This window comes from Streptomyces sp. NPDC051109, assembly GCF_044455885.1.
GTDB lineage: Bacteria > Actinomycetota > Actinomycetes > Streptomycetales > Streptomycetaceae > Streptomyces.
Genome location: NZ_JBITFF010000021.1, coordinates 61,804 through 81,241, shown reverse-complemented (window position 1 = coordinate 81,241; position 19,438 = coordinate 61,804). Strand labels below are relative to the sequence as shown.

Genomic DNA, 19,438 nt, shown 5'->3' with positions numbered 1-19,438 from the left:
CCTCACCGGCACGGCGGCGCGTACGGCAGTCCGGGGACGAGCTGGGCCCACTCCTGGGCGGTGATGGCCGTCCCCGCGCGCTCGCACAGCTTCCGGGCGATCTCCTCCTCGTCGCGGGACCACAGCAGGGCGGCCGGGCCGGCGCCGCCGGCCGCGAGGGAGCGGCCGTCCGGGCTGAACGCGACGGCGTACCCCTTCCCGCCGAGGCCGCTCAGCACGGTGCGGGGCCGCGTCCGCGACGGATCGCCGGTGTCCCACAGCCACACCGTGCCGTCCGTACTGGCGGCGGCGAGCGTGCCGCCCTCCGGGGCGAACGACAGGGCGTACACGTAGCTGCTCGGCCCCGTCAGCGTCGGCCCGGCGGTGCGCGGGCGGTCCCCGCTCACGTCCCACAGCCACACGTCGCGGTCGGCGGTACCGGCCGCCAGGATCCGGCTGTCGGGGCTGAACGCGACGGACATGACGTAGCTGCCCGGCCCGCGCAGGGTCGCCTCCGGCACCGGTCGGCCGCCGTCCTGCGGGAGCCGCCACAGCAGCACCTGCTTGTCGACGGTGCCGGCGGCGAGCCGCCGGCCGTCCGGGCTGAACGCCACCGAATAGACGTAGTTCGTCGGCTCGGACAGTTCCGCCGAGAGCTGCGGGTGCGCCGGGTCCGCCGTGTTCCACACGCGTACGGTCCGCCCCTCGCTGCCCACGGCCAGGGTCCGGCCCGTCCGGTCGAAGGCGGCGGACTGGATGGTTCCGGTGCCGCCGGTCAGGGGTTCTCCGTAGGGCGCGGCGCGGTCGGGGCGGGAGAGGTCCCACAGCCACAGCTTGCCCTCCCGGCCGCCCACCGCGAGGGTGCGGCCGTCCGGGGTGAAGGAGACCGTCGCGGAGTACCCCGTGGGGTTGGTCAGGGGTGGTCCGACCGGGCGCGGGATCCAGGGGTCGGAGACGTCCCACAGCTGTACGTCGCGCCCCGCGACGGCGAGCAGCTTCCCGTCCGGCGCGTAGCCGATCGCGTTGACCGTGCCCTGGAAGCCGCGCAGCGGGCGGGGAGGCAGCTGCCACAGGCGCACGGTCCCGTCGGCGGCGGCCGTCACCATCTGCCGGCCGCCGGGATGGAACGAGAGCGAGGTGACCGGACCCGGGTGCGGGAACACGCCGGCGAGGACGCGTGTCCGGGCGTCGTACAGGCGCACTTGGTTGTCCGCGCTGCCGGTCGCCAGCCACTGCCCGTCAGGACTGCAGGCGACGGCGTTGACGTAGCTGGCCGGGCCGTCGGGGGCGGCCGGGGCCCCTCCGATCACCGCGGGCGGGGCGGGGGCGGAGCCGGGGGCGGGTACGTCCCAGAGCCGCGTGGACCGGTCCTGGCTCCCGGCGACGAGCCGTGCGCCGTCGGACGTGAAGGCCAGCCCGAACACCGGGCCGGCCGCTCCGGTCAGCGGCTGCCCGTACGCGATCGGGTGCCCGGGAACGGCGAGGTCCCACAGGCGTACGGAGCCGTCCGCGCCCCCTGCGGCCAGCAGGGCCGTACCGGGGCCGGGGCCGGAGCGGAACGCGACCGTGTGCACCGCCCCGGTGAAGCCGGTGAGGCGCGTCCCGGCGGCGGAGCTGCTCGCGGAGTTGCCGTCGGCGCCCGCCGTCGGGGCCGGCACCTCCGGGTCCGGCCACAGGTACACCGCGCCGTCGGCGCCCGCCGCGGCCAGCGTCTTGCCGTCCGGCGCGAAGGCCACGCCGTACACGGCCGAATCCGGTCCCTTGAACGACCGGGCCCCGGCCGCCGCCGGGCCGGGGGCCGACGGCTCCCACACCCGTACGGTCCCGTCCCCGGACCCGGCGGCGAGGCGGCGGCCGTCCGGACTGAAGGCGAGCGCGTACACCGTGTCGGCGAACGTGACCGGCGCCGCCCCGAGCGGTCGTGGCCGCTGCGGATCGCGCAGGTCCCACAGCGCGACCTGACGGTCCAGGCCACCCGCGGCCAGGGTGTGTCCGTCCGGGCTGAGGGCCACCGCCTGTACGACGCCACGGAACGCGAGGATCCGGGTCACGGCGGGCAGCGCCGAGGCGTCCATCAGCGCCTCCCGTGCCTCGGCCGTGGGTGCCGTGCGGTAGGCCACCAGCCCGAGTTGTGCGGAGAGGGCGAGATCGCTGCCCCGCAGCCGTTCTGCGCGCGCCGCCACCAGCCGGGACAGCGCGACGGCCTGCTGTCTCTGCGCGTCACGGCGCTGGACGACGGCGACACCGGTGAGCAGGCCGGAAAGGAGGACCAGCAGCGAGAGCAGGACGAGGAGCCGGCGCAGCCGGCGGGCGCCGCGCCGCTCGCGCCGGGCCCGGCCGTCCTCCGCCAGCCGGCTCGCGTCGAGGAACCCGCTTTCCCGTGCGTCGAGTTCCGGGGCGTGGCCGCTGTCCCGGGCCCAGCCGGAGGCCACGGCCAGGCGGGTGCCGCGGTAGAGAAGCGAGGGGTCGCGGTCGTGCGCGAGCCAGCGGTCGGCGTCACGCGTCAGGTCCTGCCGGACGATCTGTCCGGCCCGGTCGTTGTCGATCCAGCCGCGCAGCCTCGGCCAGGCGGTGAGCAGCGCCTCGTGGGTGATCCTGGCGCCGTCGCCGTCGAGCGTGACCAGGCGGCGGTCGACGAAGCGCTCCAGGACCGCGTACACCTCTCCGGCCCGGTCGGGGTGGCCCGTGGGCGGGGGCAGCGGCAGCAGCCTGCGCGCGTCGGGCACCCCGTCGCCCACCGCGACCATCCGCAGGAACAGCTGCCGGGCACGTGCGCACTCGGCCTCCGACAGTCCCGCGTAGACCTCCTCCGCCGTCTCGGACACGGCCGCGGACATCCCGCCGCCCGCGCGGTAGTCGGCGATGGTCAGGGCAGTGCCGCGGCCGCGTTCCCAGGTCGACAGCAGCGCGTGCGACAGGAGGGGCAGGGCTCCGGGGCCGGAGTCCCGCAGGTCGGCGAGGAGTACGTCGATGAACCCTTCGTCCAGGACGAGACCGGCCTTGGCGGCGGGGCCGCCGACCACGGCACGGATCTCGTCCTCGCTGAGCGCGCCCACGACGGTCTGGCCCTTCTGCAGTGCTGCCGCGAGGGGAGGCTGGTCGAGTGCCTGGCCGTAGAAGTCGGCGCGCAGACAGCCCGTGACGCGCACGTCGGAGGAGGGAAGGGCCGCGAGGCACCGCAGGAACCGCTCCCGTCCGGCGGGGTCGGGGCACGCGGTGAACACTTCCTCCAACTGGTCGACCGCCACGAGGATGCGCACGCCCTTGTGCTGCGCCACCGCCTTGACGCGCGCGGCGAGTTCGAGGGGGTCGCCCGCCGGGTCCGCCCACTCCTCGCCCAGGGCGGACTCCGCGGACAGGGCGGACGTCAGGGCGCGCATCGGGTCGCGGCCGGGGGCGAGCAGCAGCGGTGTGCAGCCGTGCTCGCGGCGCAGGACGGGCAGCACGCCTGCCCGCAGGAGCGAGGACTTCCCGGAACCGGAGGCTCCGACGAGCAGTTGGGGTACGTCGGCGCCTCCCTCGGCGAGGATCCGGTCCACGATGACGGTCCGCAGGTGCTCCCGGCCGAAGAACCAGTCGGCGTGGCGTTCCTCGAAGCCCGCGAGCCCCCGGTAGGGCGACGCGCCTCCCGCGACGCGCAGGACCCGGGACCGCCGCAGCTCGGCGAGGCGTCCCAGCCAGTGCTCGATTTCGGCCGCGTCGGTCACCCCGCAGACGTGCAGCACCTTGCGGAACAGGGGCAGGGACCCCATGGACGGCAGGTTCTGGCCGGCGAACCAGCCGCCGATGGTGCTGTGGGCGCCCGGTGCGCCGACGCGGGCGGCGACGGCGCGGACGGTCAGGTCGGCCTTCTCTCGCAGATGCGTCAGCTCGGCCGCGAACTCCTCGCGGGATAAAGGGGGTTGGGGGTGGAACGGGGTGGGGTCCATGGGGGCCTCCGGGGTCCGGTTCCGCTAGGGCGGTGATGCGGTGGACCACCCTTCCCGCGCCCATCCGGCCGCGTGGCCGGAACACCTCGATCCGGTCCCTTTCTACGCCGTCCTGGAGCGCTTTCCGGTCACTCACCACCGCCTCCGGGCCTCCGCGCCCCGCCGCCTCCGGGGCGCCCGGGCTCGCTGGTTCCGGGCCGGGCGGAGCCGCCGCTCACGGCGCTGCGCCGGGCTGCCGCCCTCCCGGGCCTGTGTCAGGCTGGAAGGGCCGACCGGCCGGCTAGACCGAACGACTCCGGCATACTTTGGACACTTCCATGTCTCCACACCCCTTCCGCCCCGCACGCAGCGTGCTGGCGGCGCTCTCCAGTGTGTCCCTCGCCGTCCTGCTGACGGCCGCTCCCGGCGCCCTCGCGCAGCAGCCGGCGTCGCATGCGGCGCCGGCCAAGGCCGTGACCCGCATCCAGGCCGCCACGCTGTCGATACCCTCCATCGGTCTGTCCGGACTGCCCGTCATCCCGTACGCGGGCAGCCCCGACGACGCCCCGGGCACCGCGATCCAAGACCGGGGCATGGCCGCGAGCCCCTACGGCCCCGGCGGCGGCGTCGGCCCCGGCGACGTGGGCAACTACATCGTCACGGGCCACCGCGTCGCCGGCGGCGGGCCGCTGAAAGCCCTGCCGTCACTGCGCCAGGGCGCGTCCGTCTACGTCAGCGCGGGCGGCGTGACGTACGAGTACGTCATCGGCACCACCCGGACGACTTCCTTCCGGTCCCCGTCCTCCATGGCGGAGCAGCGCGCCGCGGTCCCCGGCTCCAGCGGCGTGGAGCCGAGCCGCGCGATGATCACCGTAACCACCTGCCTCACCCCGGAGGACGACGCCGCGGGCAACACCTGGCGGGACGCACAGAACAACCCCGAGCACCGCATCGACAAAGTCGGCGTCCTCGTCAGGACCACCTAGAACGCGTCCCTTTGACCGGTGAGTGGCACAGTCACGATCACGATGCCCTGGTCGCACACGTCCACGCCTGACCATCGCGGCAGCCGGACTGGCAAGCCTCTTCCTAGCCACGGCGCCTGGCGGACCTACCGCGCCCCCGCAAAGGGGCGCGGCCGAGGCCTCGCGGCCCTGGCCACGGCCGGCTTCACCCTCACCGCAGGGACAGCCCTCTTCCTGCTCGTCCACGGCACAGGCTGCGACGGCCTGTGAAGGGGCGGGAATGGCAACGACTATCTGCCGTTCGAATCCACCGCCGAGCGCGCCAGCTTCCGGGCGGCATCCCGGCTGTCCTCCGTCGGGTTCACGCTGGCGAACTCCGTCATCAGCAACGCCGCATGAGTACCGGCGCCGATCAGGCTGCGGATTCTGTGAATCAGCGATAGCCACGGCCAACATGCGGGAGGGACGATCGTTACTCTCTCGGCTCGTCTCAGCGCCGGGAACTACTGTCGCGATGAGCCTCGCCGGTCAGGCGTGCTCGTCCGATGGCTGCTGGGGAGGCTGGACCGACCAGCTCGGCGGCTCGTCGCCGCCTGAGTCCTCGTCGCGCTCCGCGTCGGCGGCTGTCGTATGGATCTTGCCCGAAGCGTGGTGGACCGGCGCGTATACGGCGTAGAGCTGCAGGGTGTCCTCACCGATGTTGGTGACGTTGTGCCAAGTACCGGCGGGCACGAAGATCGCCCAGCCGTCCTCGACCTCCTGTTCGAAGTCGAGTCGATCCTTCGTGCGGCCCATTTGGACGCGGCCGCGGCCTGCGTCGAGTCGTAGGAATTGGTCAGTCTCCGGGTGCGCCTCCAATCCGATGTCCTCACCCACCGGGATCGACATGAGGGTCAACTGAAGGTACTTCCCAGACCAGGCGACCGCGCGGTAGTTCGTGTTCTCCAGCGTCGCCCCCTCAAGGTCGAAGCTTTGAGGTTCCGGCCCAATGTCCTTGATGGTCATACTTATCTCCTGGTCAATGTGCGCGGTACGCGGCGCGCGGTTGCTGTCTGGAATCAGCCCACCGTCGCAACGTTCTCAGAGCGCTGGGCTCCTCCGGCCGCAAACACGCGAGCCGCTACCGCCCAAATGCCCGCGGCCCGCTGCCACATTCCGCCTTGCGTACATGGACAGTCCACAACGGTTTCGCTCTGCGGACTCTCCACGCCCCAGCGGTGCACTCCGCGGTCGCGGCACACCGTGGGCTGCGGGCGGCCCGACTCCGGGCGATGTCGGCCCCGCCAGATGCGGCCGGCCGGGGCCGACGCCTCCCGCGCCGAGCGTGGCCGTGTCCGCAACGCAGGCGTCTCAGCGGGCCATTGGCGCTGGTGATCGTCGATGTGTCTCCTCGGCGCGACCAGGGCGACGGGGCCGCCGCCCTCCGGCGAGCCGGTCATCGGCTCGACCGGCCCTCGTTCGGCACGCTGGCCGTGGCCGCGGTGGGGTGGGCCTCGGGCGGGCGTTGGCGGGCGAGAGCGGTGGCGGTCAGGGCGGTGACCGCCATCGCGGCGATGCCGACCAGCGCTGCGGTGGTGTAGGCGTGGTCGTTCGGGAAGAGATGACCGGTGTCGGTGCCGGTGGCCAGGACGAGGCCGCCCATCGCGCTGCCCAGGGAGTACCCGACGCTGCGGACGACGTAGTTGAAGCTCATCGCGCTCGACGTCTCGCTCTTGGGCGTGACGGCCAGGATGACGCCGGGCATGGCGGCTGAGAAGCTGCCGACGCCGAAGCCCAGCACACCCATCGCGACGAGCAGTTGGGCCAGGTTCGACCGGGCCGCGGCGAAGAGGACGAACCCGCCACCGACGATGACGGCGCTGCCGGCCAGGAGCACGGGTGCATCGATCAGCGTCCGAACCCGGGGCGTGAGTTTTCCGGCGACGAACCCCAGCACCGAGAACGGGACGAGGACCAGCCCGGCGGCGAAGGTGGTCAGCCCGAAGCCGTAGCCGGCGCTGTGCGGCGTCTGCGCGTACCGCGTGATCAGCGTGAGCAGGAGGTACATGCCGCTCCCGCCGACGAACATGGCGATGTTCGCTCCGGCGACCGCCGGGTGCCGTACCGCCCGGACATCGACCAGGGGCGCCTTGCTGCGCAGCTCGGAGGCCGCCCAGACGCACAGCAGGAGCACGGCGACGACGGCGAGGATCACCGCCACGGCGAGGTGACGGCTCCACAGGCTCCGCTGTCCGGCCAGGAACAGGACGAGGAACAGTCCGCCCGCGAGGACGAGCGCGCCCGCCACGCTCACGTGAGCGGAGCGGCCTTCGGGAGCCGCGGGTATGGAACGCCACGCGGTGAGGAGGGCGACAGCGGTGACGAACAGACCGAAGCCGTAGGCAGCCCGTACGCCGCCGATCTCGGCCAGCAGTGCGGTGAGCGGGTAGCCGACGCCGGCGCCGATGATCGAGACCACCGAGATCAGGGCGATCGTGGCCGTGCTGCGCTCCTCGGGAAGATGGTCCCGGGCCACGCCCATCATCAGCGCCGTCAGACCGAGCCCGACGCCTTGGGCCGCCCTGCCGATGAGCAGCCCCGCGAACGGCAGCGGCAGCACGGTCGGCGCACTGCCGGCGACGACGATCGCCAGCGTGGCGAGGATCGCGGCCCGTCGGTGCGGGCCGGCACCGAGCCGGCCGAGGACGGGCGTGGCGACGGCGCCGCTCAGCAGTGCGACGGTCAGCGTCCACTGCGCGCTGTCGAGCGAGACGTGGAACGTGGTCGCCACACTGGTGATCAGCGGCGTCCCGAGGCTGGCGACCGCCGCCACGACCAGGGCGATGAACATCAGGGCGGGGGCCAGCAGCCGCGCCTCGGAGCGCTCCGGGGTGCGCCCCGTCACCGCTTCGGCCCTTCGCGGTCCTGGCTTTCGAGCTCTGCCAGGTGCGCCAGCGCCGGAAGCGCCGCCACCAAGGCCTCGACCTCGTCGTCGGCGAGTTCGTCGATCAGCCGCGCGAACGCATCGACGCCCGCCTGGCGTCGCGTCTGAACGTACGACGCGCCGGCCTCGGTCAGGCATACCAGCGTGACCCGCTTGTCGGACGCGTCGCCCCTCCGCTCGACCAGTCCGGACTCCTCCATCACCCGGACCAGCACGGTCATCGCGGGCTGGGTGACACCCTCGATCACGGCCAGATCGGTGATGCGTCGCGGGCCCGTCCTGTGCAGGGTGGCCAGGGTGGCGGCGGACGTGATGCTCATATCGCGCGGAAGGCGTCGCACAGCCCGGGTGGCCAGCCCGTAGAGGGCCGACCCGATCGCAGTGGAAGCGCCACGAGTGGCATCTTGACGGCTCATACGGGAAACATACAATATTTATATGAATGCTTTATGCATTTCTCGCCCGAACCCCGTGGCCCCTGCTCCGCACCCGGCGCACCAGACGGCGGTCGCGGTCGGCGCCATGGCGGGCGCCGTGCGCCGCGCCTTGACCGAAGACCGCGCCGAGGACGACAGCACCACCCGCTGGGCGGCGCCGGACGGCACCCGCCCCCAGGCGCAAGCCGCGCCCGCCACGACGGCGTGATCGCCGGCACGGAGATCCCAGCCGACAATCTGAGCGTCACTTCGAAGCCGGACAAGTCCGGCCGAGCACAGGAGGTTTCCATGGCCAAGGGCTACTGGGTCAGTGTCTACCGCGCCATTTCCGACCCCGAGAGGCTGACTGCCTACGACAAGCTGGCCGGTCCGGCCGTCCAAGCTGGGGGCGGGCGCCTCCTGTCCCGTGGCAGTCGAGTCGTCGCCCATGAGGCCGGAAACACGCAGCGCGTCGTTCTGATCGAGTTCGACAGCTTCGAACAGGCCGTCGCAGCCCACGAAAGCGAGGCTTACCAGAAGGCGCTGGCGGCCCTCTCCGACGGCGTCGAGCGCGACTTCCGCATCATCGAAGGCCTCGACTGACGGACGGGCCAGTCGTGCCGAGGCGGTGGAACGTCTCCAGCACGCTCTTCCGGGCGGCGGCCGAACCTCCGCCCTTCAGGACGATCAGCCGGATGGTGCAGCTCTCCGAGGCCCGCACCGTCCCCCAGGCCCCAGCGGACAATCGGCCCGCGCGGAACGGCAGACGCCCCCCTGTCGATCGCAAACCGCACAGCCGGTAAAGCATTGACCCCCATGGAGTGAATCGCGCCAGAACCCCGTGACCTTTGGCCGGAACCCTCCATACCGTGGCCCCTCTTCACTCATCACCACAACTGGGGGGCCGGTGCGCAACCACCGACTCGTAATGACCGCTGCCTTCGTGGCGGCCGGTCTCGGCATCATCCCGGGCATCGCGCAGGCGGCGGATCCCGTGCCTGCCGCGGCCGGCGTGGCCGAGGCGATCACCAAGGCGTCCACGTCCGAGGGCTTCCACAGCCCCGCGGACCGCACGATCCGTACCACCCTGCCCACCGCCACCGCCACCGAGGGGAAGGCCAAGGCGAACTCCAAAACCGCCGCACCACAGAAGGCACAGGCTGCCCGTACCGAGCAGGCCGCGCCCGCGCAGAACGCGGAGGCCGCACCGACCGGGCAGGCCGCGCTCGACGCGGGAGCCAACCCGGCCCTCGCGGTCGATGTCAGCGGCACCAGTTACACCGCGCACGGGATCGAGCTCACCGCCCTGATCACGAGCGCCGACTTCGCGCTCGACGTCGTCATCGACTGGGGCGACGGGAAGACCGACACGGTCACGGCCCAGGGCACCTACGAACTGCACCACTCGCACACCTACGACAAATCCGGCGAGTACCAGGTGCAGGTCAAGGTGACCGACACGGCCAATGCCGTCCAGGCCACCAACGGCGGCGCATTCCTCACCCCCGGCGCCGACTTCACCCCGCACACCCCGACCCGCCTCCTCGACACCCGCAACGGCACCGGAGCCGCGGCCGGCAAGGTCCCCGGGCAGGGCTCCGCCCGCGTCAAGGTCGCCGGCAACGCCTCCGTCCCGGCGGGCGTCACCGCCGTCGCGCTCAACGTCACCGTCACCGAGACCGTCGACAGCGGCCACGTGACGGTGTGGCCCGGAGCCGGCTACGAGCGCCCGAACACCTCGAACCTCAACTACACGGCCGGCCGGTCCGTCCCGAACATGGTGATCGTGCCGGTCGGCGAGGACGGGTACGTGGAGCTCTTCAACGGCGGCTGGCAGCCGGTCGACCTGATCGCCGACGTGACCGGCTACTTCACCCGGGCCTCGGCGAGCGGCTACACCTCGATGACGCCCGCCCGGTTCGTCGACACCCGAGAGGGCGTGGGCACGGCCCGCGGGAAGCTCGCCGCCCGCAGCGCGTTCACCACGCGGATCGGCGGACTGCAGGGGGTGCCCCAGAACATCAAGGCCGTGGCGCTGAACGTCACGGTGACCGAGCCCGAGGGGCCCGGCCACATGACCGCATTTTCCGGCACCGGCCCGGTACCGACGGCGTCGAACCTGAACTTCGTACCCGGACAGACCGTGGCCAACGCCGTGATCGTACCGGTGGCCGAGGACGGCACGATCAAGATCTTCAACGGGGCCTGGTCCCCGACCCACGTGGTCGTCGACGTCGTCGGCTACTACAGCCCGGACAGCAAGGCCGCCTTCCTGCCCTTCACCCCGTTCCGTACGCTCGACACCCGCGAGGAGGCGTACGGCTGGCCCGGCGGCAGGTTCCGGGCCCGGGAGTACATCACCCAGGGGTTCACGCCCGAGGCGGCGACAGGTGTCGAGGCCTACGTGCTGAACGCCACCGTCACCGAGACCCGCGGTACGGGATTCCTCTCGGTCGCCCCGAGCCCGTACGCACTGCCGGCGGCGGGCGAGCCCGCCGCACCGGCCGGACCGCGCCCCGTCTCCTCCACCCTCAACTGGACGACCGGCGACACCGTCCCCAACCTGGTCCAGGCGAGCGACGGCGACCACGGCGTCATCACCTTCTGGAACCAGGGCCATGAGGACGCCGACCTGGTGCTCGACGTCTTCGGGGTCTACCAGACGAAGTGACCCCCGAGGGTGGCGCGCCGGGCGCGCGCCACCCTCGCCCCGTTCGGCCTACGCCGTGGCCGGCACGACACGGTCGCCAACCGGTGCCGCCGCTGGATGTCGCGGCCCACCTCGACTCGCCACCCGCTTGCGCGGGCGCTCACCGTGCCGGGGCACGGTCGCACCGAGGAGATCGGGGCACAACGACTCGGCGGAAGGAACTAACCACGGCCCGCCTGCTCATCGACGCGCGTCAGCAGCCTCTGAGTAGATCGCGCTGGATCTGGTGAGCGATGGAGCGGCGTACCGATGCCGATGTGGTGGTGGTGACCTTCGAGGGAAGGTCCAGGCCGCGGCTGATCTCGTCGTACGCGGCTCGGTAACCGCCGGACAGCTCTGCCCGGTGCAGTCTGAGGTCCTCCTCGACGAGACGCCTCAGCTCGTCGATGTTCTGGGGCGTGAAGCGCTTCCTCCCCCGGGTGAGCGCGTTGACGTAGCGGGTGCAATGAGCGGTTTCATCGAGGGTCTCGGAGATCCCCTCAGCGAGGCCCCAGAGTCGCCCTTCGAGCCAGGGGACGTCGCGCTGATCGAGGGACACCTCCATCGGGGGCCGTAGCTCATCGGTCTTGTGCTTCGCCATCTGTTTGGACACGGCGGGCTGGCTCATGTCAGCGAGCCGCGCGATGCGTTCCTGCGTCCAGCCGAAGCCTGCGAACACCTTGATCATCTCGGCGCGCAGCTTGCGCATCTCCTCGCCTGCACGGATGACCTCGTTCATGCCGGCGAGTATCTGCTCGGCTTGTTCCTCGGTCAGCGTCTCGGGGATCTGGTGTGCGCTCTCTTCACCTGCCACAACCCAGTTATACACCAGAACACCGCCCTCATAACCTGGTTGTAGAACCAGGTTATGACTGGCAGGATCACCTCATGCCTACCTTCCCCGCACCTGACGGAACCCAGCTCTCCTACCGCGTGATCGGTGATGGCGACCCCGTCGTCTGCATCCCGGGAGGGCCTGCGGACTCCGTCTACCTCGGCGACCTCGGCGGCCTGTCCGCGCACCGCCAGCTGATCGTCCTCGACCTTCGCGGCACCGGCCGGTCCGCGGTTCCCCAAGACACCTCCTCCTACCGCTGCGATCGCCTGGTCGACGATGTCGAGGCACTGCGCGAGCGCCTCGGCCTTCCCCGGATGGACCTGCTCGGCCACTCCGCCGGCACGAACATCGCGACGCAATACGCGGCCCGGCACCCGGAGAAGGTCCGCAAGCTCGCCCTCATCGGCCCCAGTCCCCGAGCTGTCGACGTGGCGATCACGGCAGAGACGCGGCGCGAGCTCGCGCAGCTCCGGAAGGACGAGCCGTGGTTCCCGACGGCGTTCGCCGCCCTGCAGGCGATCACCGAGGGCACCGGCAGCGACTGGGAAGCCATCGCCCCCTTCTTCTGGGGCCGATGGGACGCCGTGGCGCAGAAGCACCACGCAGCCAGCCAGCCGAGCAACCAGGAAGCCGTCGCTCTCTTCGCGGCCGAGGGCGCCTTCAGCCCGAAGAGCACTCGTGCGGCGCTCGCCTCCTGCGAGGCTCCCGTTCTGCTGCTGACCGGGGAGTTCGATTTGAACAGCCCGCCGGTGGCCGCGGCCGAGTTCGCGGAAGCGTTCCCTGACGCCACGCTCGTGGTGCAGCCGGGAGCAGGCCACTATCCGTGGCTCGACGACGCCGACTGCTTCGTGGCGACCACGGCGGCATTCCTCCGCAGATGACGCGGCTCACGCCTTTGAAGTCCGACGTGGACGCGCAAGGCTCCCCCAGGGGGACGGGAACCTGGCCGGGGCGTCGGCTCCGGCGCGGTCTCCGGCCGCAGTTGGACGCACTCGCCCCAGAGCGCGTTCTTGCCACCGGAGCAGAGGGAGGACATCCCCCTGACGGCGGGACGTGTCGGTATTCAGGAAGAACCGTTGAAGTGGTATGAACGCATCCGACGACCTCGACGACCAGGAATGGGCCGCGATCCGCGCGCTGCTGCCCCGCTGCGGGCCCGGCGGCCCGGACTATCGGACCATCGTCAACGGCATCCTGTGGCAGCAAAGAGGCGGCCGCCGCTGGCACGACCTGCCCACCCGCTATGGACCCTGGCACCGCTGCGCCGAACGCCTGCGCCTGTGGAACACCGACGGCACCTGGACCAACATCCTCAGCTGCCTCGCCGCCAGCCGCCCGCTCCCCCGCCACACGGACCAGACCCGCGACAGGCCGGAACCTCCCCGTACCCGGGAGGCGATCGATGACTGGAACAGCCCCTGGCTTCCGCAAACGCCTAAATAGCAGGCCACCGAAGGCCTCTCGCACAGAATCCGCCGGGTCGGGGGGCGGCGACGCCCCGTCGGCGCAGTGCGCCAAATCGGTCCGGCTCTTCACGGCTTTCTGCGTGCAGGACCGCATCCTCGGTACCGTGCTGGGCCACGCGGCGACGTCGCTCAGGCGAGCATGGCACTACGGGCTGCGCCTCGGGAGTCAGTTGCAGGTGGTGGAGCTGTGAGCGTTGGCCCGCCAGGAGGAGGTGTCCCTTCTGGCGGCGCCGGACGCGGTGGAGGGCGAGAGAGCCGGAGGAGGAGTCGTGCGGGCCACGCCGAGTCGGCAAGGGCGCTACGGCGGCGCTGCGCGCCGACCTTCGCCCGGCCCGTCCCGGACCCGGCTGGCGCTATCGCGGGCAGCTCCCCGCCTGCGTGCAGCAGGCCAAGGGCGCGTTTGCCGTCCTGCTTGCCGGCCGCATCGGCACGGGGCGGCCGGCTCTCTCGGCTCGGCCAAGCCGTGCCACCGCGGGTGCCCGAGCCGTCGTACGGCGGCCATTGCCCGGCTTCGATCCTCGCCAGCGTGTCCCACGCCCCTGCGCCACCACCGCACCCGCGGAACCGACGACCCCAGCGGGAGAGAGCGGCACGGTCCCAAAAGGCTGACCGCCGGGGCGGGTGGCGCGAACCGGGCCGCGGCAGCGCCGGAAATCGCGGCAATGGCCATCACCGTCATACGACCACGACGCCCTGAAATGCAGCAGCCGCGCACAGAGGGACACGCAGGCGTTCGGAGGACCCCGCAGGCGAGCCGGCCTGTCCGGCACCGGGAATCACCCCCGCGCGCGGACCACTACAGCCTTGATGATTTTGACGTGCTCTCAAAAACCTGGATGACAGGGCGTTTGGAGGCGGAAGGCCGGGTTAGACGCGTGATAGGGGAAGCCCCCGCCAAGGATGGGGCGCTCCCTGAGCGGGCCCCGCCGGACGCCGCCCTTCCACCCGGCGTCATGGGGAAGGCCCGCCCGCACGACGGGCTGCCGCCCGGATCCGTACGGCACCCGGACGCCCCGTTCCGGCTACCTCCCCGGCCGGAACAGGAGCCGCCCGGCGAACCCCCGGAACCGGCGCTCATACCGCCGACCCCCGGGCGCGGACCCGACGGCAGCAGCCCGGCGCACCCCCTGGTCGCGTCGTCCAGCGCGCTCAGACCGGCAACAGCCCCGGCGAGGCCGAACGCTGCCGCCCTGGCAGGCCTGGAACGGGGGATCGCGACGTTCGTGCGCGACAGCACGTATCTCTCATCGCCGTGAAAGCCGAAAACGACCTCGGGACATGCCCCACCCACCGTCCGTGAGGCAGCGGACTCGCTCCGCGCCGAAGAAGACGAGCCGGACGGGCTGGTCAAAGCCGAGCTGCACGAGAAGGCCACGGCGGCAACACCCGCCCCAGTCCTCCCCCCGCGACGCCTGGTCGTCGTCACGGCAGGTCCGAGATGCTGGTACCGGGCGGCAGCAAGAGCCCTTCGGGGGTTGTGCTCAGGCCGAAGCGCGGGGGGCGGGTGAACATCGCGGTGTGGGAGAAGTCGACGGTGCCTCCGTTGAATCGGGCGGGTGGGACCGCGCTGTGGAGGTGTGCGAGATGGCGCTCGCCGAAGTTCATTTCGGTGCCGGTGAAGGCGGAGCCGGCGAAGTCGATGAGTCCGTCGGTGAACTCCGCGCCCTCGAATCGGACCTCTCCTGCCGTGAAGGCGGCATCTCGGAAGTTGACACGGGCGCCGGTGAAACGCGCGTTGTCGAACGTCACCCAGCCGCCGCTGAAGGTGGCCCGGTCGAAGCGGATCTGACCGCTGCGGAACTCGGCGAGACGGAAGTACACGTAACTGCCCTCGGCGAATTCGACCTCGTCGAAAACGACCTGGTCGCGATCGTGGCCGACGAAGAGCGCATTGACGAAAATTATCTCGCCTCCGGTGAAGCGGGCGCCGCGGAAGCCGGCTTCGTCGAGGACGGCTCCTGTGAAGTCGAGATCGTAACCCCGCCAGGATGCGACGGAGTCGTCTCGCAGACGGGCGGCGATGAGCCGCAGGACGGTCTTGCGAACCTCACGTTCGCGCCGCCAGGCGTCGAAAGCCTGCTCACCGGCGGGGGGTTCCGGCGCAAAGGGCATCCTCAGATAGCCGCACAGTACGTCGATGCACGTCTGTCGTTCCTCGTACCACGCGTCGGCAAGTCTGGCCATGGCGTACGCGCCCGCCATCCGAGCGGCGGGCTGATCGGCCCCGAGCTGATCGGCGGCGGCACCGAACCGGTCGGCGAATGCCCTTTCGTGCTCGCGCGCCTCGCTCACCTCACTGAGGTGCTGACGCCGATAGCCGACCACCAGAGCCACCGCGCCACCGGTCCCCGCGACGATCGCCAGAGCGATCTTGATGCCGTCGTAGATGTCTCCCGGCTTGAGCGGCCCGGCCACGTGCAGAGGAGGCGTGCCCAAAAGCAGCCACAGGACTCCCGCGACGAGGCAGGCCGTCAGTACTGCCAGCAGCAGCACGACGGTGACATGCAGGCTCAACGACCAGCGCATCACGTTCCGCGCAGCTGGACTTGAACGCTCGCCCCTCGCCTCCACACCGCAAGCCTAGAACCAGCACCAAGATCAACGATTGCATTCAAAGGAATCGCGGCCGGGGCGACCCCGCACTGTCGTCCTGTTACGCAGTGCCCGGACCGCGGCCATCGGCCAGCGCGGAGCTGATGCCGGTGGCGGCCGCCACGGCCCATCTGCGCCCGCACTCCCATCCGGCGGCACGCCACCCGCTCAACGGTGCGCCGCGAGATGTCCAAGGGGCCTTCGATTGGGTTGGGCGGCCTTGCAGCGTGACTCCTCCTATGTGGTTGCCTACCGTGCCGGGGGTCCCGCGCGGTACACGGGCTCGGCGGCCGTTCGATGGAGCGGCCATGCCATGTCGTCAACGGCAAGGAACGGCTCCCCGGCCATGGTTGAGGGCGTTGTCCCGGTGAAGGCCATGACGTCTCGATGCAGATGGGACTGGTCGGCGTAACCGGCGTCGGCCGCGACACGGGCCGCGCCTTCCCCGGCGATCAGGCGGTGAGCGGCGTGGTCGAAGCGGACCAGCTTCACAGCGCGCTTCGGAGGCAGGCCGAGCTGCGACCGGAACCGGGACCACAGGCGCTTGCGGCTCCAGCCGACCTCGGCCGCCAGTGCGTCAACCCGGGCCAGGCCGCGGCTGACTACGATGCGTTGCCAGGCCCAGGCCACTTCCGGGTCCACCGTGGGCCCCGCCTCGTGCCGCCGGGCGAGTAGCGCGTCCGTCAGCGCGAAGCGGTCCTGCCACGACGTGGCATCGGCGAGTTGCTCGCGGATGCGTGACGCCTCCCGGCCCCACAGGTCGCCCAACGGTACGACGGCGCCGTCGAGCTCGGCGGGCGGAGTGCCCAGAACTGCGCGTGCGAGCACCGGGGACAGGCGCACCTGCACGCACTTGATGTCCTCTCCCCGTGCCCGGATTGCGCCCCCGGACCCGAGGCCGGGTCCCGCGGCGACGCTTCCCCGCTCCTGCCGGCCCGGTGCGCAGTCTATGACGGACGAACCTTCGCCGAACTCGACGAGCAGCGTGACGGCCGGGTGCGGGACGATCTGGAGCACGTCCAGGTCACGTATATCGAACCCGGCCATGGTGACGCCCGTCACTCGGCTGCGCTGCCGCGGGCACTCGACATTCCACATGACCGCGCCGTGCGTGAACGTCTGCATCGACTCATGCTACGGCGAGTCGGCCCGAGGGAACATTCATCCAATCCACCGGCGCGAGCGGCGGAGACAGTGGGCTCATGACCCATTCTGACGACGACTCGTTCGTGAGCGATGACGCCGAGGCCACCGGAAGTACGACGCTGTCGATGGAGGACGGCGACATCCACGTACGCCAGGACGGCCCGCGCGGCGCCCCCGTGCTCCTGCTCATCCACGGGTCCGCATCCTCGACCCGCTCGTGGGACCCCATGGTTCCGCTGCTGACCGCATCCCACCGCGTCGTCCGGATCGACCTGCTGGGGCACGGCAGGTCGGCCCGTCCGGCCGAGAGCAGTTACGCGATCCCGGACCAGGCGCGCCGGGCCGGCACGGCGCTGGACCGGCTCGGCGTCGAACACACCGTGGTCGTCGGCCACTCCAGCGGCGGCGCCGTCGCCACCGCCCTCGCCGAACAGCGGCCTGACCTGGTCACGGCGCTCGCGCTCATCAACACCGGCCCCGGCCTGGACGCCTTCATCGCACCGGAGACCGCCGCGATGGACTTCTCGCAGTGGCCGCCGACCGATGAGCAACTCCGGGCGTTCGCGGGCACCAGCGTCAGCCGCGCGGGATACCAGATCCCCGAAGAGCTCCTGGACGACGTACGAGGCATGACCTCCGACACACTGACCACGACGATGGAAGCCACCCGCTCCTACCTCCGACAGCGGCCGCTGCCGGATCGGCTGGCGGCTCTGGGCAAGCCTCTTTTGGTGCTCTTCGGCGAGGACGACCGCCGATGGCGATCCTCCTCCGCAGCCGACTACCGCGCGGTCGCGGGTGCGGAGGTCGAGTTGCTGCCCGGCCTCGGGCACTCGCCCCTGCTTGAGGATCCGCGGCGGACGGCCACCGCCCTGCTGGCCTTCACCGCGCCGCGGACCGCGCGGGTGGACTGAATGACACGGAGGAGTGCGATGCGAATCCTGGTCTCCGGCGCCGGTGTCACCGGTCCGGTCGTGGCCTACTGGCTCACCCGGCACGGCTTCCGCGTCACCGTCGTCGAGCGCGCGCCGACGCCGCGCAGGACCGGAGGACACGCGATCGACCTGTTCCGGCCCGCGATGAACATCTCGGAGAAGATGGGCGCACTGCCGCGCATCGAGGCGCGAGCCACTGGCACGAACCGGATGACCATCTACCGGGAAGGCGCGCGGCGTCCCGTCCGGGCGGACCTCTCCAAGATCTTCACTGCCGCCTCCGACCGGCACGTCGAGATCATGCGCGACGACCTGAGCGAGATCTACTACGACCTCACGGTCGAGGACGTCGAATATGTCTTCGGCGACTCGATCACCGCGATCTCGCCCGACGGCGAGGTGCAGTTCGAGAAGGCCCCGCCGCGGCGCTTCGAACTCGTCGTCGGCGCGGACGGACTCCACTCCAACGTGCGCCGCCTCGTCTTCGGCGACGAGTCCCGCTTCAGCGTCCCCGTGGGGGCCTACCTCGGGGTTCTCGTCCTGCCGAACCTCGCGGGGCTTGACCGCGAGCTCGTCATGCACACCGGCAAAGACCGCACTGCCGGCATGTACGGGGCCCGGCACCTCGGCGATGCGCGGGCACTGTTCCTCTTTCGCAGCGAGCACGGCCTCGACTACCACCACCACGACCTGACCCGGCAGAAGCAAGTGCTGCGCACTGCGTTCACCGGCCTGCACCCCGACGTCGACTGCTGGCTGGACGGCCTCGACCGCACCCCGGCGTTCTACTTCGACTCGATCACCCAGCTCCGCATGGACACGTGGTCACGGGGACGGGTGACGCTCGTGGGCGACGCGGGCTACTCCCCGGGGCCGGCCGTGGGAGGCAGCACCAGCCTCGCCGTCGTCGGAGCCTACGTCCTGGCCGGCGAACTGGCACGCGCGGGAGGTGACCACGAGCGCGCCTTCCCCGCCTACGAGCGGGTGATGACTCCCCACGTGCAAAACAGCCGCGCGGCCGCGCTCAGCGCGGCGAAGCCCCTCATCCCCGCCTCCCGCCTGGGCGTGCACGCACTGTCACAGGGCGCCCGCCTGATCTCCGCCCTGCCCGCAGGACCCAGCCGCGCGCTCCTGCGCCTGACCACCAGGACTGCTCGCCTCCACAACTCCATGGCCGTCGACGACTACCCGCCGTTGCCAACTGCACGAACGGGCGGGGGCGTACCGTGACTGGCTGAGGGAGGGTGGTCGCTGCCGTGCCCCGCATCGTCCCAGGGCCGCATAGGGGTAGTAGAGGCTGGACGAGTGGTGACCACCTCCGCGCCCGCTGAGCCCCCGCCCTCGGTGCCGGCTGTGGGCATGAGGTTCACCTGCCCATAAGGTCGGCGCTGAGCGTGGTGCGTGGAACGCAGAGGACTGCGTCGTAGGCGTCCAAGGCCGCCACACGTTCTTCACGGTCCTGCCGCTCGCTGCCGCTGGTCATCGCCACTGACACGTAGTCCTGCCCGAGCTGCCGTGCGAGGGCGTGCCCCACTGCCTACGAGACGACCCAAGGCGCCAGATCGTCAGCCGGGGCATCGG

Annotated in this window: 15 protein-coding genes; 8 read left to right on the top strand and 7 right to left on the bottom strand. The window is 71.4% G+C overall.

The features are described from left to right. Positions 1–2: 2 nt before the first annotated feature. A complete protein-coding gene (locus tag ACIBAD_RS30130) occupies positions 3–3,908 on the bottom strand; it encodes a helix-turn-helix domain-containing protein (protein ID WP_398909769.1) in 3,906 nt (1,301 codons plus the stop codon). Between the two features lie 317 nt (positions 3,909–4,225). Here ACIBAD_RS30130 and ACIBAD_RS30125 point away from each other — a divergent pair, with 317 nt between their 5' ends. Next, positions 4,226–4,873: a sortase domain-bontaining protein gene (locus tag ACIBAD_RS30125; RefSeq protein WP_398909767.1), complete on the top strand. Its 648-nt coding sequence runs from the start codon at positions 4,226–4,228 to the stop codon at positions 4,871–4,873. Positions 4,874–5,380: 507 nt separating this feature from the next. Here the strand turns inward: ACIBAD_RS30125 and ACIBAD_RS30120 are convergent. From ACIBAD_RS30120 to ACIBAD_RS30110, 3 genes are all read right to left on the bottom strand, one after another. Then, positions 5,381–5,857 (bottom strand): cupin domain-containing protein, encoded by a 477-nt coding sequence (locus ACIBAD_RS30120; protein ID WP_134067265.1) that lies wholly within the window; start codon positions 5,855–5,857, stop codon positions 5,381–5,383. 430 nt (positions 5,858–6,287) lie between these two features. Further along, positions 6,288–7,682: an MFS transporter gene (locus ACIBAD_RS30115; RefSeq protein WP_398909849.1), complete on the bottom strand. Its 1,395-nt coding sequence runs from the start codon at positions 7,680–7,682 to the stop codon at positions 6,288–6,290. Positions 7,683–7,732: 50 nt separating this feature from the next. Continuing rightward, entirely contained in the window at positions 7,733–8,191 is a 459-nt protein-coding gene (locus ACIBAD_RS30110; protein ID WP_389051990.1) for a MarR family winged helix-turn-helix transcriptional regulator, read from the bottom strand. 22 nt (positions 8,192–8,213) lie between these two features. Here ACIBAD_RS30110 and ACIBAD_RS30105 point away from each other — a divergent pair, with 22 nt between their 5' ends. The 3 genes from ACIBAD_RS30105 to ACIBAD_RS30095 all read left to right on the top strand — a co-directional run bounded on the left by ACIBAD_RS30105 (position 8,214) and on the right by ACIBAD_RS30095 (position 10,862). After that, positions 8,214–8,420, top strand: coding sequence for a hypothetical protein (locus ACIBAD_RS30105; protein ID WP_398909764.1), 207 nt, complete (start codon positions 8,214–8,216; stop codon positions 8,418–8,420). A gap of 80 nt (positions 8,421–8,500) precedes the next feature. After that, positions 8,501–8,794 carry a DUF1330 domain-containing protein gene (locus ACIBAD_RS30100; protein WP_134067267.1) on the top strand — a complete coding sequence of 98 codons (294 nt, stop codon included), beginning with the start codon at positions 8,501–8,503 and terminating at the stop codon, positions 8,792–8,794. A gap of 325 nt (positions 8,795–9,119) precedes the next feature. Continuing rightward, positions 9,120–10,862 (top strand): PKD domain-containing protein, encoded by a 1,743-nt coding sequence (locus ACIBAD_RS30095; protein WP_398909762.1) that lies wholly within the window; start codon positions 9,120–9,122, stop codon positions 10,860–10,862. A 232-nt stretch (positions 10,863–11,094) separates the two neighbouring features. On the opposite strand, the gene ACIBAD_RS30090 is transcribed toward ACIBAD_RS30095, so the two are convergent. Continuing rightward, entirely contained in the window at positions 11,095–11,694 is a 600-nt protein-coding gene (locus tag ACIBAD_RS30090; RefSeq protein ID WP_398909760.1) for a sigma-70 family RNA polymerase sigma factor, read from the bottom strand. Positions 11,695–11,768: 74 nt separating this feature from the next. On the opposite strand from ACIBAD_RS30090, the gene ACIBAD_RS30085 reads away from it, so the two are divergent. Beyond that, the gene (locus ACIBAD_RS30085) at positions 11,769–12,599 is read left to right on the top strand and encodes an alpha/beta fold hydrolase (RefSeq protein ID WP_134067277.1); all 831 of its coding nucleotides are present in this window, start codon (positions 11,769–11,771) and stop codon (positions 12,597–12,599) included. Between the two features lie 205 nt (positions 12,600–12,804). Beyond that, positions 12,805–13,161 (top strand): transposase, encoded by a 357-nt coding sequence (locus tag ACIBAD_RS30080; RefSeq protein ID WP_134067279.1) that lies wholly within the window; start codon positions 12,805–12,807, stop codon positions 13,159–13,161. 1,445 nt (positions 13,162–14,606) lie between these two features. On the opposite strand, the gene ACIBAD_RS30075 is transcribed toward ACIBAD_RS30080, so the two are convergent. Both ACIBAD_RS30075 and ACIBAD_RS30070 read right to left on the bottom strand, forming a co-directional pair. Further along, positions 14,607–15,698, bottom strand: a complete 1,092-nt coding sequence (locus ACIBAD_RS30075) for a pentapeptide repeat-containing protein (RefSeq protein WP_398909757.1) — start codon at positions 15,696–15,698, stop codon at positions 14,607–14,609. A 327-nt stretch (positions 15,699–16,025) separates the two neighbouring features. After that, a complete protein-coding gene (locus tag ACIBAD_RS30070; RefSeq protein ID WP_134067283.1) occupies positions 16,026–16,901 on the bottom strand; it encodes a helix-turn-helix domain-containing protein in 876 nt (291 codons plus the stop codon). A 77-nt stretch (positions 16,902–16,978) separates the two neighbouring features. Between ACIBAD_RS30070 and ACIBAD_RS30065 the strand changes: the two genes are divergently transcribed. Beyond that, positions 16,979–17,836 (top strand): alpha/beta fold hydrolase, encoded by an 858-nt coding sequence (locus tag ACIBAD_RS30065; protein WP_134067285.1) that lies wholly within the window; start codon positions 16,979–16,981, stop codon positions 17,834–17,836. Between the two features lie 18 nt (positions 17,837–17,854). Continuing rightward, positions 17,855–19,087 (top strand): FAD-dependent oxidoreductase, encoded by a 1,233-nt coding sequence (locus tag ACIBAD_RS30060; protein WP_398909754.1) that lies wholly within the window; start codon positions 17,855–17,857, stop codon positions 19,085–19,087. The last annotated feature ends 351 nt before the right edge of the window (positions 19,088–19,438 follow it).

Excerpts from the sequence above, each read along its gene's own strand:
- ACIBAD_RS30070 (WP_134067283.1), bottom strand. The coding sequence starts at position 16,901 with ATGCAGACGTTCACGCACGGCGCGGTCATGTGGAATGTCGAGTGCCCG.
- ACIBAD_RS30130 (WP_398909769.1), bottom strand. The coding sequence starts at position 3,908 with ATGGACCCCACCCCGTTCCACCCCCAACCCCCTTTATCCCGCGAGGAG.
- ACIBAD_RS30115 (WP_398909849.1), bottom strand. The coding sequence starts at position 7,682 with ATGTTCATCGCCCTGGTCGTGGCGGCGGTCGCCAGCCTCGGGACGCCG.
- ACIBAD_RS30080 (WP_134067279.1), top strand. The coding sequence starts at position 12,805 with ATGAACGCATCCGACGACCTCGACGACCAGGAATGGGCCGCGATCCGC.
- ACIBAD_RS30125 (WP_398909767.1), top strand. The coding sequence starts at position 4,226 with ATGTCTCCACACCCCTTCCGCCCCGCACGCAGCGTGCTGGCGGCGCTC.
- ACIBAD_RS30120 (WP_134067265.1), bottom strand. The coding sequence starts at position 5,857 with ATGACCATCAAGGACATTGGGCCGGAACCTCAAAGCTTCGACCTTGAG.
- ACIBAD_RS30085 (WP_134067277.1), top strand. The coding sequence starts at position 11,769 with ATGCCTACCTTCCCCGCACCTGACGGAACCCAGCTCTCCTACCGCGTG.
- ACIBAD_RS30100 (WP_134067267.1), top strand. The coding sequence starts at position 8,501 with ATGGCCAAGGGCTACTGGGTCAGTGTCTACCGCGCCATTTCCGACCCC.
- ACIBAD_RS30105 (WP_398909764.1), top strand. The coding sequence starts at position 8,214 with ATGAATGCTTTATGCATTTCTCGCCCGAACCCCGTGGCCCCTGCTCCG.
- ACIBAD_RS30065 (WP_134067285.1), top strand. The coding sequence starts at position 16,979 with ATGACCCATTCTGACGACGACTCGTTCGTGAGCGATGACGCCGAGGCC.
- ACIBAD_RS30060 (WP_398909754.1), top strand. The coding sequence starts at position 17,855 with ATGCGAATCCTGGTCTCCGGCGCCGGTGTCACCGGTCCGGTCGTGGCC.
- ACIBAD_RS30095 (WP_398909762.1), top strand. The coding sequence starts at position 9,120 with ATGACCGCTGCCTTCGTGGCGGCCGGTCTCGGCATCATCCCGGGCATC.
- ACIBAD_RS30110 (WP_389051990.1), bottom strand. The coding sequence starts at position 8,191 with ATGAGCCGTCAAGATGCCACTCGTGGCGCTTCCACTGCGATCGGGTCG.